The 15,015-nt window shown below is 41.0% G+C and carries 16 protein-coding genes and 1 tRNA gene; 3 read left to right on the top strand and 14 right to left on the bottom strand.

All coding sequences use genetic code 11. From position 1 onward, the window contains the following. Positions 1 to 13: 13 nt before the first annotated feature. From AC3IPL_RS02930 to AC3IPL_RS02880, 11 genes are all read right to left on the bottom strand, one after another. Positions 14 to 754 carry an alpha/beta hydrolase gene (locus tag AC3IPL_RS02930; RefSeq protein ID WP_489241630.1) on the bottom strand — a complete coding sequence of 247 codons (741 nt, stop codon included), beginning with the start codon at positions 752 to 754 and terminating at the stop codon, positions 14 to 16. A gap of 91 nt (positions 755 to 845) precedes the next feature. Beyond that, the gene (secG, locus tag AC3IPL_RS02925; RefSeq protein WP_489241629.1) at positions 846 to 1,079 is read right to left on the bottom strand and encodes a preprotein translocase subunit SecG; all 234 of its coding nucleotides are present in this window, start codon (positions 1,077 to 1,079) and stop codon (positions 846 to 848) included. Between the two features lie 121 nt (positions 1,080 to 1,200). Further along, the gene (gene eno, locus AC3IPL_RS02920) at positions 1,201 to 2,505 is read right to left on the bottom strand and encodes a surface-displayed alpha-enolase (protein ID WP_489241628.1); all 1,305 of its coding nucleotides are present in this window, start codon (positions 2,503 to 2,505) and stop codon (positions 1,201 to 1,203) included. 72 nt (positions 2,506 to 2,577) lie between these two features. Beyond that, positions 2,578 to 4,116: a 2,3-bisphosphoglycerate-independent phosphoglycerate mutase gene (gene gpmI / locus AC3IPL_RS02915; protein ID WP_489242242.1), complete on the bottom strand. Its 1,539-nt coding sequence runs from the start codon at positions 4,114 to 4,116 to the stop codon at positions 2,578 to 2,580. Beyond that, entirely contained in the window at positions 4,113 to 4,862 is a 750-nt protein-coding gene (gene tpiA, locus AC3IPL_RS02910; RefSeq protein ID WP_489241627.1) for a triose-phosphate isomerase, read from the bottom strand. Before tpiA ends, gpmI begins: the two co-directional genes overlap by 4 nt. Before the next feature lie 15 nt (positions 4,863 to 4,877). Further along, positions 4,878 to 6,068: a phosphoglycerate kinase gene (locus AC3IPL_RS02905; RefSeq protein WP_489241626.1), complete on the bottom strand. Its 1,191-nt coding sequence runs from the start codon at positions 6,066 to 6,068 to the stop codon at positions 4,878 to 4,880. An 83-nt stretch (positions 6,069 to 6,151) separates the two neighbouring features. Beyond that, on the bottom strand, positions 6,152 to 7,165 hold the full coding sequence (gene gap, locus AC3IPL_RS02900) for a type I glyceraldehyde-3-phosphate dehydrogenase (RefSeq protein ID WP_489241625.1): 1,014 nt from the start codon (positions 7,163 to 7,165) through the stop codon (positions 6,152 to 6,154). 33 nt (positions 7,166 to 7,198) lie between these two features. Continuing rightward, entirely contained in the window at positions 7,199 to 8,224 is a 1,026-nt protein-coding gene (locus AC3IPL_RS02895; RefSeq protein WP_489241624.1) for a sugar-binding transcriptional regulator, read from the bottom strand. Between the two features lie 124 nt (positions 8,225 to 8,348). Next, positions 8,349 to 8,615 carry a glutaredoxin family protein gene (locus AC3IPL_RS02890; protein ID WP_489241623.1) on the bottom strand — a complete coding sequence of 89 codons (267 nt, stop codon included), beginning with the start codon at positions 8,613 to 8,615 and terminating at the stop codon, positions 8,349 to 8,351. Then, entirely contained in the window at positions 8,605 to 8,907 is a 303-nt protein-coding gene (locus AC3IPL_RS02885; protein ID WP_489241622.1) for a hypothetical protein, read from the bottom strand. The genes AC3IPL_RS02890 and AC3IPL_RS02885 overlap by 11 nt, the downstream gene beginning before the upstream one ends. A 78-nt stretch (positions 8,908 to 8,985) precedes the next feature. Next, a tRNA-Arg gene (locus AC3IPL_RS02880) sits at positions 8,986 to 9,057 on the bottom strand. 215 nt (positions 9,058 to 9,272) lie between these two features. Here AC3IPL_RS02880 and clpP point away from each other — a divergent pair. The 3 genes from clpP (at position 9,273) to AC3IPL_RS02865 (ending at position 12,039) form a co-directional block, all read left to right on the top strand. Further along, the gene (gene clpP / locus AC3IPL_RS02875) at positions 9,273 to 9,866 is read left to right on the top strand and encodes an ATP-dependent Clp endopeptidase proteolytic subunit ClpP (protein ID WP_489241621.1); all 594 of its coding nucleotides are present in this window, start codon (positions 9,273 to 9,275) and stop codon (positions 9,864 to 9,866) included. A 137-nt stretch (positions 9,867 to 10,003) separates the two neighbouring features. Then, positions 10,004 to 11,383 carry an alkaline phosphatase gene (locus AC3IPL_RS02870; protein WP_489241620.1) on the top strand — a complete coding sequence of 460 codons (1,380 nt, stop codon included), beginning with the start codon at positions 10,004 to 10,006 and terminating at the stop codon, positions 11,381 to 11,383. Between the two features lie 71 nt (positions 11,384 to 11,454). After that, on the top strand, positions 11,455 to 12,039 hold the full coding sequence (locus AC3IPL_RS02865; RefSeq protein WP_489241619.1) for a hypothetical protein: 585 nt from the start codon (positions 11,455 to 11,457) through the stop codon (positions 12,037 to 12,039). Between the two features lie 90 nt (positions 12,040 to 12,129). Here AC3IPL_RS02865 and whiA read toward each other — a convergent pair whose 3' ends face one another. Genes whiA through rapZ form a run of 3 tightly spaced genes read right to left on the bottom strand, consistent with a single transcriptional unit; the run spans position 12,130 to position 14,964 of the window. Further along, positions 12,130 to 13,080 carry a DNA-binding protein WhiA gene (gene whiA / locus AC3IPL_RS02860; RefSeq protein WP_489241618.1) on the bottom strand — a complete coding sequence of 317 codons (951 nt, stop codon included), beginning with the start codon at positions 13,078 to 13,080 and terminating at the stop codon, positions 12,130 to 12,132. Between the two features lie 2 nt (positions 13,081 to 13,082). Next, entirely contained in the window at positions 13,083 to 14,075 is a 993-nt protein-coding gene (locus AC3IPL_RS02855; protein WP_489241617.1) for a gluconeogenesis factor YvcK family protein, read from the bottom strand. Beyond that, positions 14,062 to 14,964 (bottom strand): RNase adapter RapZ, encoded by a 903-nt coding sequence (gene rapZ / locus AC3IPL_RS02850; protein WP_489241616.1) that lies wholly within the window; start codon positions 14,962 to 14,964, stop codon positions 14,062 to 14,064. The genes AC3IPL_RS02855 and rapZ overlap by 14 nt, the downstream gene beginning before the upstream one ends. Positions 14,965 to 15,015 lie beyond the last annotated feature (51 nt).

The raw sequence follows: 15,015 nt of genomic DNA, 5'->3' as shown, positions 1-15,015 counted from the left end.
TCTTCTCCTTTCGTTAGTGAGACCATTCAAGCCCTTCAAGAAATTGATAGTAATCTTCAAAGAGCTGTTCTTTTTCCTTATCTATAGTAATGACGTGGCCGGACTGCTCATACCAGTGAATCTCCTTGACGTCGCTTGATACCTCATTGTAAATAATATTAGCTGAATCCGGATTGATCATCGTATCCAGTTTACCCTGTGCAACGAAAAGGGGCGCGAATACATTATCTACAGATTCTCTCACTTTAATGATCGTCTGCTGCAGTTCTTCCAGCAGCTCCGTCGGATGAAAGGCACTCATCTCGCGCTCAATCAGTTCATCATTCTTACCTTCACGCTTCTTAAATTCACGTGCATACTCAAGAACTCCCTCAAACATATTTCCGGTCGTCTTGATATACATCGGTGAGCACATTGTCGCCACGCTGTTGACATCACGGTTCTGGCTGAGACGAAGAGCAAAATCACCCCCAAGTGATAAGCCTGCCACTGCAATATCATGATAGCCTTGTTCTTTAAGAAAATCGTATGCTTCGAGAACCTGTACCCACCAGATATGTGGACTCGACTTCAGGAGTTCTTCAGGTGGTACACCATGCCCTTCGTAATGCGGTGCATAAGATGTATACCCTTTCTTCTGCAGAAATCGTCCTAATTGTCTGACGTCAGAGGAATTGCCGGTGAAGCCATGCAGCAAGAGTACTGCACGAGGTCCCTCCTCAAAAAAGAATGGTTCAGGAAATCGAATTTTCATGATAATAACTCCTTTTCATGTGTTACTTCTATTGTATGTGTTTTTAATGACTAAGCAAAATAAAAAAGTCCGGTCATGACCGGACTTTGTCTTATAAATCGAAATAAGTTAATGCCAGCATAATCAAGAAAAATAAAACTGACAACACAATTGTCGTACGCAGGAGCACCAGTTCGACACCACGTGTCTTCTGTTTACCGAACAGCGTCTCAGCACCACCACTGATTGCGCCTGATAAACCATTACTTTTACCCTCTTGTAATAAAACGACTGTAATCAATCCGATACAAACAATGACCAATAAAATCATTAAGAACGTATGCATGGTTGGCCCTCCTACTCATAATCACTTTGTCAATTTTATCACAAAGCGAAGTAAAAGGGAATGTTTATACTTTGATCATTATTCAAAAAAGGACACGGCGTCCCGTGTCCTTAAAGCATTTCTATTTTTTTAAGTTATAAAAAGATTTAAGTCCTTCAAACTTAGCTGTTTCGTATAACTCATCTTCAATACGAAGTAACTGGTTATATTTCGCGATACGATCAGTTCTAGATAATGAACCTGTTTTAATTTGTCCAGCATTTGTTGCAACAGCGATATCAGCAATGGTAGTATCTTCTGTTTCACCTGAACGGTGTGAGATGACCGCTGTGTAGCCTGCTTTTTGAGCCATTTCAATCGCTTCAAATGTTTCAGTCAAAGTACCGATCTGATTAACTTTAATCAGAATTGAGTTACCGATTCCTTTTTCGATACCTTCAGCTAATATTTTAGTGTTCGTAACGAATAAGTCATCGCCGACTAACTGTACTCTGTCACCTAAACGTTCAGTAAGTGCTTTCCAGCCATCCCAGTCATTTTCATCCATACCGTCTTCAATAGAGATGATCGGATATTTATTGACTAACTCTTCCAGGAAATCAACCTGTTCAGCAGATGTACGTCTCGCGCCGCCTTCACCTTCGAATTTAGCGTAATCATAAACGCCGTTTTCGTAGAATTCAGAAGAAGCACAGTCAAAACCTAAGAATACGTCTGTTCCAGGCTTAAGCCCAGCTGCTTTGATTGCTTCTAAAATTGTTTCAACAGCATCTTCAGTACCGTCAAATGTTGGTGCAAATCCACCTTCATCACCAACCGCTGTTACTAATCCACGAGATTTTAAGATCTTCGCTAAGTTGTGGAAGATTTCAGCGCCCCAGCGCAATGCTTCTTTGAAGTTTTTAGCGCCGACTGGTAATACCATGAACTCCTGGAATGCGATTGGCGCATCAGAGTGAGAGCCACCGTTAACGATGTTCATCATAGGCACTGGTAATTGAGTACCATTGAAGCCGCCTAAGTATTTGTACAATGGCTGTCCAAGGTAGTCAGCCGCAGCACGTGCTACTGCCATAGAGACACCAAGAATAGCGTTAGCACCAAGTTTACCTTTGTTTTCTGTGCCATCCAGTGCAATCAGCATTTTGTCGATAGATACCTGCTCTAAAACACTGAATTCTCCTTCGATGATTTCTGGTGCGATAATTTCATTTACGTTCTCAACAGCTTTTTCTACACCTTTACCTAAATAACGTGATTTGTCTCCATCACGTAATTCAACCGCTTCATGTTCACCAGTAGAAGCACCAGATGGTACTAAAGCTCGGCCGAATGCACCGCTTTCTGTTAATACTTCTACTTCGATTGTAGGATTCCCACGAGAGTCAAGGACTTCGCGAGCATATACGTCTGTAATAATTGGCATAGTTAAAACTCCTTTGAATGTATTTTCATCTTATATTATTGATGATAGTAGTGAATATAGCAACTATTTAACTTACGATCTTGCGATCAGTGTTTCGCCTGTCATTTCTTCTGGTTTGTTGACATCCAGCAGGTCAAGCAGCGTTGGTGCAAGATCTGCTAATCTACCGCCGCTTCTCAATGTCACATCCTTATCCGTTAAAATAACGGGTACTGGATTCGTCGTATGAGCAGTCATCGGCTGATCGTCCATTGTGATTACTTCGTCTGAGTTGCCGTGGTCAGCAGTAATAACAGCACGGCCGCCCATTTCTAAAATACGGTCAACCACTTCTCCCAGACACTCATCCACTGCTTCAATGGCTTTGATTGTCGGTTCTAATTTACCGCTGTGCCCCACCATATCCGGGTTCGCGAAGTTTAGGAGAATCAGATCAAGATCTCCTTTAGCTAATTCAGCGAGTAAAGCGTCTTTAACTTCATAGGCACTCATCTCAGGTTTCAAGTCGTAAGTAGCGACTTTCGGAGAGTCGATTAATACCCGACGCTCACCATCAAACTCATTGTTGCGACCGCCGCTCATGAAATAAGTGACATGAGGGAATTTCTCAGTTTCAGCGATTCGCAGCTGTTTCATTCCTTGACCAGCCACTACTTCTCCGATTGTATTGATTAAATCTTCTTTTTCAAATACTACTTCCGCTTTCACGTTATCACTATATTTAGTAAATGTAACGAAGTTAATACCTATCAGTCGTTGGTCCATTTCGAAACCGACAAATTCTTCGTGTGTATATATTTCTGACAACTGAGCAGCACGGTCAGGTCTGAAATTGAAGAAAATCATAGAATCGCCATCATTGACTCCCGTGTTCTCTGAACCTGCCTCATGGTCTTTAACGACAAACGGAACAACAAATTCATCCGTTACGCCCTCAGCGTAACTAGCTTTTACGCCTTCTGCAGCTGTTTTAAATTCTTTACCTTTACCATAAGTCATCGCTTCATAAGCGAGTTGTTCGCGTTCCCATCGTTTATCACGGTCCATCGCATAATAACGTCCGGATATTGAAGCGAACTGACCGACGCCCACGTTTTTGAACTGCGCTTCTGTTTCCTCAATGAATTCTAGTGCTGTTTCCTGACCAACATCACGACCGTCTAAAAATGCATGGACATAAACTTTTTCGACCCCTTGATCTTTAGCGAGTTTAAGCAGTGCAAACAGATGTTTGTAATGACTGTGAACCCCTCCGTCAGACAATAATCCCATAAGATGAAGTGCACTGTCATGCTCTTTGACATGTTTCATCGCATTCAGCAGCACATCGTTTTTAAAGAAATCGCCATCTTCGATAGATTTATTGATCCGCGTCAAACTCTGATAGACGACTCGTCCTGCACCAATATTCAAATGGCCGACTTCTGAGTTACCCATCTGTCCTTCTGGTAATCCAACATCCAGTCCGCAGGCCATCAGTTGATTGTGAGGGTATTCTTTATAGTAGCGGTCAAAATTGGGCTTGTTAGCTTGCGCCACGGCATTACCTTTTACTTCATCCCGGCACGCAAAGCCATCAAGAATAATTAAAGCTGTTGGTTTTTTCATTATTTCGCACCTTCTAACAATTTAACGAATGAATCAACTTCTAAAGAAGCACCGCCGACTAGAGCACCGTCGATATCTTCCTGTGCCATATACTCCTTAATATTATCAGGTTTCACTGAACCACCGTACTGAATTCTTACAGCTTGTGCAGCATCAGTTGAAAAATCTTTTTCGACAACTGTGCGGACAAATCGACACATTTGCTCTGCGTCTTCTACTGACGATGATTTACCTGTACCAATCGCCCAGATAGGTTCATAAGCGATTACCGCTTGTTTTACCTGTTCTTCAGAGAATCCTTTTAATGCTGCAGATACTTGATCGCCGACAACTTGCTCAGCAGTATTAGATTCACGTTCTTCCAACGTTTCACCGACACAAATAATAGGTGTCATACCATATTTGAAAACAGCAAGTGATTTTTTATTGACATCTTCATCTGTTTCGTGGAAATATTGACGACGTTCTGAATGTCCTAAAACAACATATTTAACACCAAGGTCCTGCAATGCTGCCGGGCTTGTTTCACCAGTAAAAGCGCCGCTTTCCTCAAAATAAGCATTTTGAGCACCGATATTTAGATTTTCTACATCGGCTGATACAAGTGCATCAAGTTGAATAGCTGGTGCACAGATGACCGTATCTACTTCTTCAGCAGCCGGTAGAGCCGGAAGATTGTTGATGAAATCTTTTGCTTCCGCCACTGTTTTATTCATTTTCCAGTTTCCTGCGATAATTGGTTTTCTCAATGTAAACACTCCTTATTATTTGTCTGAGATAGCTTTGATGCCTGGAAGTTCCTTACCTTCCAGATACTCAAGTGATGCGCCGCCGCCAGTTGAGATATGCGTAAATTGATCAGCAAATCCTAACTCCATCGCTGCTGCAGCTGAGTCACCACCGCCGATAATTGTTGTTGCATCATCTAATGCAGCAATCGCTTCACAGACTCCGATAGTCCCTTTAGCAAAGTTGCTCATTTCAAATACACCCATTGGACCATTCCAGACAACTGTTTTAGCACCATCCAGTTCTTGTTTGAACAGTTCAATTGTGTTTGGACCGATATCTAGAGATTCCTGATCAGCTGGAATATCATCGATGGATACTTCAGTGATTTCTGCGTCATTTGAGAATTCTTTCGTTACTTTGCCATCAACAGGCAGTACAATTTTATCTGCGCCGCGTTCAAGTAAATCTTTAGCGAGATCAATCTTATCTTCTTCAAGAAGTGATTTCCCGATTTCTTTACCTTGAGCTTTCAGGAATGTATAGGCCATACCGCCGCCGATCAATACTTTATCAGCGATTTTAAGCAAGTTTTCAATGACACCGATTTTATCTGAAACTTTTGCGCCGCCCAAAATTGCTACAAACGGGCGCTCAGGATTTTCTACAACGCCGCCGATGAATTTAATTTCTTTTTCCATCAGAAAGCCGGCTGCTGTTTCAAGATGAGACGCAATACCTACATTTGATGCGTGGGCACGATGGGCTGTCCCAAATGCATCATTGACGAACACATCACCAAGTGACGCCCAGTACTTGCCAAGTTCTGGATCATTGCCGCTTTCTTTTTTGCCATCTACGTCTTCAAACCGTGTGTTTTCCACTAAGAACACATCACCAGGTTTTAAGTTGCTTACTGCTGCTTCTAAATTCTCACCGCGAGTTTCAGTTGCAAAGCCGACTTCTGTTCCTAATAATTCAGCTAAGCGAACTGCTACAGGTCGTAACGATAAATTCTTTTTATCTTCTTCTGTTTTGACTTTTCCTAAATGAGAGAAGATAATCGGAATACCACCTTGTTCCACAATATATTTAATTGTCGGAACAGCTTCAACGATACGATTATCGTTAGTAATTTCTCCATCCTTCATCGGAACGTTAAAATCTGCACGTACAAGAACTTTTTTGTCTTTGAGTTGTAGATCTGAAACAATCTTCTTAGCCATTTTGTATGCCTCCAGTTTAGATAGTGATCATAAAAATAAACGGGAGAAGCGTATCTTCTCCCGCTTACTCAATTAAGCAAATATTATTTAGCTTGAGCTTGCTTTGCTAAGTATTCTAATGTACGCACTAATTGTGCAGTGTAACTCATTTCATTATCATACCAAGCTACAGTTTTAACCATTTGGTGTTCTCCAACTGTCATGACACGAGTTTGAGTTGCATCAAACAATGAACCGTAAGTGATACCGATAACATCAGAAGAAACAATCTCATCTTCAGTGTAACCGAATGATTCGTTAGTTGCTTCTTTCATCGCCTGGTTAATTTCTTCAACTGTTACTTCTTTTTCAAGGATTGTTGTTAACTCAGTGATAGAACCAGTTGGTACTGGTACACGCTGTGCTGAACCATCTAGTTTACCTTTAAGTTCAGGAATAACTAAACCGATTGCTTTAGCTGCACCTGTTGAGTTAGGAACGATGTTGTTAGCTGCTGCACGCGCACGACGGAAGTCACCTTTTGGATGTGGTGCATCCAATGTGTTCTGATCGCCTGTGAATGCGTGAACTGTCATCATTAAGCCTTCGATGATGCCGAATTTGTCATGTAATGTTTTAGCCATTGGCGCTAAGCAGTTAGTTGTACATGAAGCACCTGATACGATTTCTTCTGTACCGTCAAGAACATCATGGTTAACGTTGTAAACTACTGTTTTCAAGTCGCCTGTCGCTGGAGCAGAAATCAATACTTTTTTAGCGCCTGCTTTAATATGAGCCTGTGCTTTTTCTTTGTCTGTGAAGAATCCAGTACATTCTAACACTACATCGATGTCAAGATCTCCCCATGGAAGTTCTTCAGGTTTTGGATTAGAAAATGATTTGATTTCGCGTCCGTTAACAAGGAAACCACCGTCAACGACACGTACTTCTTCTTTGAAACGACCTTGAGTTGTATCATATTTAAGTAAGTGAGCTAACATTTCGTCATCTGTTAAGTCGTTTACTGCTACAACTTCAATTCCTTCAACCTCTTGTAATCTTCTGAATGCTAAACGTCCGATACGTCCAAATCCATTAATTGCTACTTTAACTGCCATGAATAATGGCCTCCTTTATTTCTATTAATATTTTTAAAGGCTTTTAACCTTTAATAAATAACTTGCTACTGCTTCGTCTGTAATTAAGATAGTCTGTTCAGGTGCGATTCTCAAATAAGCCTCTATCGCCTCAGCTTTACTCCTGCCGCCCGCAACAGCAACAATATGCTGTTTCGCTGGAAGATCTTCGAGCTGCAGGCCGATTGTTCGCACCTTATGAATGATATTACCCGATTTATCGAAATAATAACCAAAAGCTTCACCGACCGCCTGTTTATCCATCAGCAGTTTTTTAATGTCAGGTGATGTTGACCGGCGTTCAGCCATCTTCATGGCATCTCCAATCCCGTGTATCACTACTTCCGCTGATTTCACCTGCTGCAGAACTTTACTCACTGCAGGTTCCTTGAGCAGACTGTGATAGGTTGAATCGCTGACTAAGTCCGGAACATACAGCACTTCATAAGTTCCGTCAGTTTTAGCCGCCATGCTCGCAACAATGCTGTTAGCCTGCTGCTGCAGGTGCTCCCCGAGTCCGCCACGAGCAGGTGTAAACTTCACCTCAAATGGCATCGGTGTCAGATGCTTAGAAACACTGGCCATTGTTGATCCACCAGTAACAGTGACGACCATACCAGGTACCAGTATCTCCTGCAGACAACGACTCGCTTCACTGCCAAGCTTATCAGCAGCTGTGCTGTCATCATCTGCATTACCTTTGACCACCATGACTTTCTTAAGTCGATACATCTCTTTAAGCTGTCGACCAATGGCACTTAAATTACCGTAGCTCTTCAAGTAATGTGATAGCTGTTCAAGAACATCTTCACCATCTGAAGTGACCGTCATACCTTTTGAATGAATCTCAATTAAATATCCGTCCTTTAATATATTCACTTCAGTCCGCAGTACGCGTTCCGTAAGATTAAGTTGCTCACTTAAGGCCCGCCTCCCTATAGGCTGAAGCTGATATATAGTAGACAAAATATTAAATCGCCGATACATTTTTTCGATTAAATCAGGAATCAGTCGCTGTTGTACTGCAAGAATATTATCCATTGACGTCCTCCTTGCAACAAAGAGTGACCCTACCGTGACACAAATCGACCCGCATGGGACAAAAAAGTACTCTCGCTACAAATTCATCATAACAAGAGCAGACAATTAATGCAAGAAAATAACTTCAGTCTTTAATCAAATTATTCAGTTCTTCAACAACAGTTACAAAATCGATGATTCCTTCTTGAATGATGACATCTTGATATGTAATAACCGGGACCCTGATCTGCCATCGTTCCATCAATTCGTCATCCTGATTGATATCAATTTCACGGTAAGTAAAAGGAATTTCTTCCCTTGCAGCTTCAAGTTGAATTTTGGCGTCATCACACAGACTGCAGTGAGGCTGTGTATACATGATTAGTTCAAGCGGCTGATTATTACTGCTCATAAACCCAGTCCTTTAATTGCTTATTATTATAATTGTCAATATAATCTGCCTCGAACTCATTATCGTGCAGCATCGTTTCGAGCTTCAGACGTCCAGCTTCTGTAATTTCAATGTTTTTCAACACAACAACATCTTCATCAACTATTTCGCCGGATAAAAACCCCTGCTCTTTCATCGCACTTAAAGTACCTTCTAACACATTGACATCAATCCAGCCAAAGAAGTCAGCGAGCACCGTCCCATTTTTCAGCTCATAAAGAATCACAAATTCCAAACGTTCTACATTCATCATCACGTCAACTCCTCTGTTTTTTTTAACTATACCCAAAAACAAAAGAAAAAAGCCTACATCACTGCAGACCTTTAGTTACGCCCTCGGAGGGGATCGAACCCCCATTTTAAGAACCGGAATCTTATGTGTTATCCATTACACCACGAGGGCATGATAAATTCTATTATAACGATACTTTTAAAAAAGATAAATATGCAATAATACAATTTATGCTATGTAATAAACTTTTGTCATCTTTAATTCGTATGAATAAAGGGTAGATACCTATAGAAAAATAATTTTTGAAAGCTGAAGTTTATCTTTTGACTATTTTTGACCTTCCATAGTATATTATAGCTAAACCTATTATCAAGGAGGATTTACAAATGAATTTAATCCCAACAGTCATTGAAACAACAAACCGAGGAGAACGTGCTTATGACATCTACTCCCGCTTACTAAAAGACCGCATTATTATGCTTGGTTCACAAATTGACGATAACGTTGCGAATTCAATCGTTTCTCAATTGCTGTTCCTGCAGGCGCAAGATGCTGAAAAAGACATCTACTTATACATCAACTCACCAGGCGGCAGCGTGACAGCCGGTATGGCAATCTATGATACGATGCAGCATATCAAACCAGACGTCCAAACGATTTGTATCGGGATGGCAGCTTCAATGGGTTCATTCCTTTTGGCAGCCGGCGCAAAAGGCAAACGCTTTGCACTGCCGAACGCTGAAGTCATGATTCACCAGCCATTAGGTGGTGCTCAAGGACAAGCTACTGAAATTGAAATCGCTGCCCGTCATATTTTGAAAACTCGTGAGAAATTAAATCGTATTTTATCAGAACGCACGGGTCAGCCTATCGAAAAAATCGAAAAAGATACGGACCGTGATAATTTCTTAAGTGCTGAAGAAGCAAAAGAATACGGCTTGATTGATGACGTTATGAACCCAACAGAAACAAATAAATAACAATGATCTGCTGACAGTTTAATCACTGTCAGCTTTTTTTATGAAAATTTACATTCTTTTTACACAACAACTGAATATAATTTACAAATAATTGATAGATTATTGTTGTACTTATAAAACTTAGGAGGAATTATTCCGTGAAAACTTTTAACAAGGTCATCGCGTCATCTGTTATTGCTGGTCTCTTCTTATCATCAATGCCTAATGCTGCGTCGCTGCACTCTAAAACAGCAGAAGCTGCCAAGACATGTAAAGTATCATCCAAACAGACTCCAAAGAATATTATCTTCATGATCGGTGATGGCATGGGACCTTCATACAACACGGCTTACCGTTATATGCAGGACAAACCACAGACAAAAGGTTTAGACAAAGTTTCATTCGATAGTTATCTACTTGGAACTCAGCGTACTATTCCTGAAGATGAGCACGAAAACATCACGGACTCAGCGTCTGCTGCAACAGCTATGAGTGCTGGTGTCAAAACATACAATAATGCCATTGCTGTTGATAATGATAAGACGCCTGTCAAGACTGTTTTAGAGCAGGCAAAAGCAGTCGGAAAATCTACTGGATTAGTAGCGACTTCTGAAGTGACTCACGCAACACCTGCTGCTTACGGTGCGCACGATGAATCACGTAAGAACATGTCTGCCATTGCTGATGATTACTTCGATGAAATGATCAACGGTAAACACAAAGTAGATGTGATATTAGGCGGCGGAAAAAATTACTTTAAACGTGACGACCGTAACTTGATCAAAGAATTCAAGAACGATGGTTACAAATATGTCAGCACTAAAAAAGGATTGCTAAAAGCAGCCTCTAATTCAAAAGACAAACAGATTCTCGGTCTATTCTCACCTGGCGGCATGCCGAAAATGATTGACCGTGATGCTCATATGCCATCATTAAAAACGATGACATCTACTGCCCTAAAAAAATTGAGCAAAGACAAAGATGGTTTCTTCTTGATGGTCGAAGGTTCACAGATTGACTGGGCCGGCCATGCTAACGATATTACAGGTGCGATGAGCGAAATGAGAGACTTCGATCTTGCATTCCAGGAAGCTATCAACTATGCAAAAAACGATTGCAATACACTCGTCATCACAACAGCTGACCACTCAACAGGCGGTTTCTCTATCGGGGCGCGCGACGAATATAACTTCTTCGTAGAACCTATCAAACAGATGAAACACACCCCTGAATACTTACGCGCTCAGCTGATGAAAGATGGTGCTGACGTAGACAGTATTCTCAAAGAAAATATTGGTTTCGAATTGACTGCGGATGAAGTTAAATCAGTTAAAGATGCTGTAGCAGCTAAAAATGCAACTGCCATTGAAGATGCGCTTGAACGTCCTGTCGATACGAGAAGTTATACAGGTTGGACAACAGGCGGACATACTGGTGAAGATGTTAATGTATACGGTTATGGTCCAGGCAGCGATTTATGGAGAGGTAACATGGATAATACCGACAGTGCCAAACGAATTTTTAAATTCTTGAAATAATTCATGACTTGTTTCACTTAAGTCTGGGACAATGGTCTCAGACTTATTTATATGATTAAAGGAGTATCCTTATGAAATACATAATAAACATCATCATCCTGCTTGTGTTGACGGGATGTGCGTCGGGAACTATCGACAAACAGCAGACACAACAGCACGTGAAGACCTATCCGCTGACAAAGCTAAAAACAACAAACGTCAACCAAACTGTAAAAGTATTGGATAATGACACTATGATCTATACAGAAGATACGGGTCACGGCATTCCTACGAAACCTGCTGGTGAAGGCCATACATTTCATGCGATATTAAAAATTACCTACAACAATCTGAGTATGTATATGCTGGATGACGGCACATTTATTACAGCGGATCCGAAACATGTTTCCGTTGAACAGCAGAATAATGGCAACCCTACCTATCCTCATTATGAGATGCATGAAGATGACGCAGCATACTTGAACAGTCTGAACAAAAAAGATCGGGATTATAAAGCTTATGAACGCTATGTCAAAGAGTTCGGTAAACGCCAGTTCGATTATCAACGGGAACTGCTGATGCATACTGCCATTAACGCGGTTAATCATCGGACGCCTGACAGTTTTGAAATCCCTAAAGAATCATTTATGTCATTCGAGGCCTTTAAACAGCAGTAAAATTTGATTCAACAAGTTCATTGCTGTATAAAAAACCAGCTGAAAGAAATAATTTCAGCTGGTTTTTCGTTATCCAGAGTGTGTATTCTGTTATTTCTTGAATTCGATGTGTTCGCCGTTTCTCAGTTTATCAGCGATTTCATCAAGTTTTCTTAGACGATGATTGACGCCTGACTTTGAGATAATACCGGTCGACACCATTTCTCCTAATTCCTTCAATGAAATATCTTGATGAAGTACACGCAGCCGTGCAATTTCACGCAGCCGCTCAGGCAGTTCATCAATCCCTATTTCCTTGTCAATGAATTCTATATTCTCTACTTGCCTCATGGCCGCACCAATCGTTTTATTCAAGTTCGCTGTTTCACAGTTAACAAGTCTGTTGACTGAATTGCGCATGTCACGGACAATTCTGACATCTTCAAATTTAAGCAGTGCCTGATAACCACCAATTAAACTTAAGAAATCAGAAATACGCTCTGCTTCCTTCATATAACTGATATATCCTTTTTTTCGTTCAAGTGTTTTGGCATTGAGGCCATACAGATTCATCAGCTTCGTCAAATCTCGTGAATGCTCTTCGTACAGTGAGAATATTTCTAGATGATAGGAGGATGTTTCAGGGTTATTGACAGACCCTCCCGCCAGAAATGCGCCTCTCAAATAACTCCTCTTGCAACAGTCTTTTTCGACGAGAGCCTCATCAATTGAGTGAAGAAATGTCCCATCCACCAATATACCGAGTTCAGAGAGAATATCTCTTGCTCTCGTCTTGATCCGACATATATAGACATTATTCTTTTTGAGCTTCATCTTCTTACGGACAAGCAGTTCTATTTCCACACCGAATATTTTTTTGATCAATGAGAAAATTCGTCTTGCAATAGCCGCATTTTCAGACTGTACATTGATGACCCATTCCCTGTTTGAAATACTCAAATTTCCATTCATACGTATTAAAGCAGCGAGTTCCGCCTTATTACAGCAGTCGTCCGCTTCAATACGTGTTAATTCATTTTTCATTTCAGATGCAAATGACACTGTTAATCTTCCTCTCTCTGAGTGACCTGAATCGTGCTTATCTCAGATAAGGCAAGCTCATAGATCATATCTGCAAGTACTTCATTATTATGTCTGACCATGTAATCTTTATTGACGTGCACCAGCTGATCGTTCGTAATCATCTCGATATCCATCGATTTCACTCTCAGTGTATCACAATTGACAAAAGTCGAATTCCTTCTTGCATAATTCGAAGATATTTTCTTATTGACTGTCTTATGATTGGCAATAACAAATTGTATGAACGGCGCGCCGACATGCTTATGTATCGCTTCTATATGATCAGCCACAGAATATCCAGTGGATTCTCCGGGCTGTGTCATAATATTTGCTACATAGAGCTTCTTTGCTTCGCTATCCAGCACTGCCTGTGCCAGTTCATCAAGCAGCAGGTTTGGGATAATACTTGTATAGAGGCTGCCTGGTCCAAGAACTATCAAATCCGCTTCCAAAAGTGCTGTGACGGCTTCTTTCATCGGTTTAATATTAGCTGGCGTCAAAAATACTGAATCAATTCGTTTATTTTTAAGTGGAATCAGAGATTCACCTACTACAATTTCTCCGTCTTCCATAATAGCATTTAATATGGGACTCTTATTGGTAGAAGGGATAACCGTCCCTTTGACATTCAATATTTTGCTCAGTTCACGCACTGCATGGCCGAAGTCACCTGTCACATCCGACATAGCTGCCAACATCAAATTCCCAACAGGATGCCCTCCAAGCGTATTGGAATCAAAACGGTACTGAAACAGCTTTTCGAGCATCGGCTCGACATCACTTAACGCTGCAAGCACATTGCGGATATCTCCCGGCGCAGGTATATCCATGACGTCTCTAATTCTCCCTGTACTACCGCCGTCATCCGCCACAGTGACGATTGCAGTAATATCTACTGGAAAGGCTTTTAATCCTCGGGCAAGAACAGATAATCCCGTTCCTCCGCCGATCAAGCAGATTTTAAGTTGTCTCATGGTTCAATTTACCTTCGATCATGGCATCTCTATGACTTGTATGAACCTCGAATTCAAAGAATTCTTTTAGATCGTGGCTGATTCGTTCGGCAAGCGCTACTGACCGATGCTGTCCACCGGTGCATCCTATCGCAATCACTACTTGTGATTTCCCTTCTCTCATATAGCCGGGAATAACAAACTTCAGTAAATCCATTAACTTATTATAGAATATGGTAGTTTCTTTCCATTTCATCACGTAGGCGTATACGCTCTCATCGAGCCCTGTCAACGGCCGAAGTGTTTCAATATAATAAGGGTTCGGCAGAAATCTGACATCGAATACAAGATCTGCATCTATAGGAATACTGTGTTTGAAACCAAAGCTCATAACATTGATTCTAAATATATTGTCTTTCCCTTGATTGAACAGCTCCATAATATGCGCTCTTAATTCTTTTGATTTCATTTCAGTTGTATCAATGATATATGTTGCGACACCGCGCAAATCAGCGAGCAGTAATCGCTCTTGATGGATGGCTTCAAGCGGTGCACCACCGTCAGCCAGTGGGTGTGTTCGTCTCGTTTCTTTATATCGTGAAACAAGGACTTTATCCTGTGCATCGACAAACAGCACCTGCACTGCTATATCCGTCAGATTAATAATATTCTGAAGTTCTTCGGTTAAGTTATCGAAAAATTCTTTGCCTCTTAAATCAATACCGATTGCAACGCGTGATAATGACTGATTTCCGTCCTGCATCAATTCAATGAATTTCGGCAGCAGAATCGGCGGTAAATTGTCGACACAGAAATAACCTAAGTCTTCAAGGCTTTGTATGGCAACAGATTTTCCGGCACCACTCATTCCAGTCACTACGACAAGTTTCTTCATTAACATTTCATTCATCGGATACCCCTCCTTACACTTATCACATTTATTTTACACGAATTCATAAAA

Source organism: Macrococcus sp. GL_134 (genome assembly GCF_057834705.1).
The sequence above is the reverse complement of the archived record's forward strand: the minus strand, read 5'-3'. Positions and strand labels throughout refer to the sequence as shown.

What these genes read in the sequence shown, in the direction of transcription:
- gap (WP_489241625.1), bottom strand. Translation starts at nt 7,165, where the DNA reads ATGGCAGTTAAAGTAGCAATTAATGGATTTGGACGTATCGGACGTTTA.
- AC3IPL_RS02905 (WP_489241626.1), bottom strand. Translation starts at nt 6,068, where the DNA reads ATGGCTAAGAAGATTGTTTCAGATCTACAACTCAAAGACAAAAAAGTT.
- AC3IPL_RS02930 (WP_489241630.1), bottom strand. Translation starts at nt 754, where the DNA reads ATGAAAATTCGATTTCCTGAACCATTCTTTTTTGAGGAGGGACCTCGT.
- AC3IPL_RS02865 (WP_489241619.1), top strand. Translation starts at nt 11,455, where the DNA reads ATGAAATACATAATAAACATCATCATCCTGCTTGTGTTGACGGGATGT.
- AC3IPL_RS02885 (WP_489241622.1), bottom strand. Translation starts at nt 8,907, where the DNA reads ATGATGAATGTAGAACGTTTGGAATTTGTGATTCTTTATGAGCTGAAA.
- AC3IPL_RS02890 (WP_489241623.1), bottom strand. Translation starts at nt 8,615, where the DNA reads ATGAGCAGTAATAATCAGCCGCTTGAACTAATCATGTATACACAGCCT.
- AC3IPL_RS02895 (WP_489241624.1), bottom strand. Translation starts at nt 8,224, where the DNA reads ATGGATAATATTCTTGCAGTACAACAGCGACTGATTCCTGATTTAATC.
- clpP (WP_489241621.1), top strand. Translation starts at nt 9,273, where the DNA reads ATGAATTTAATCCCAACAGTCATTGAAACAACAAACCGAGGAGAACGT.
- AC3IPL_RS02855 (WP_489241617.1), bottom strand. Translation starts at nt 14,075, where the DNA reads ATGAGACAACTTAAAATCTGCTTGATCGGCGGAGGAACGGGATTATCT.
- eno (WP_489241628.1), bottom strand. Translation starts at nt 2,505, where the DNA reads ATGCCAATTATTACAGACGTATATGCTCGCGAAGTCCTTGACTCTCGT.
- secG (WP_489241629.1), bottom strand. Translation starts at nt 1,079, where the DNA reads ATGCATACGTTCTTAATGATTTTATTGGTCATTGTTTGTATCGGATTG.
- rapZ (WP_489241616.1), bottom strand. Translation starts at nt 14,964, where the DNA reads ATGAATGAAATGTTAATGAAGAAACTTGTCGTAGTGACTGGAATGAGT.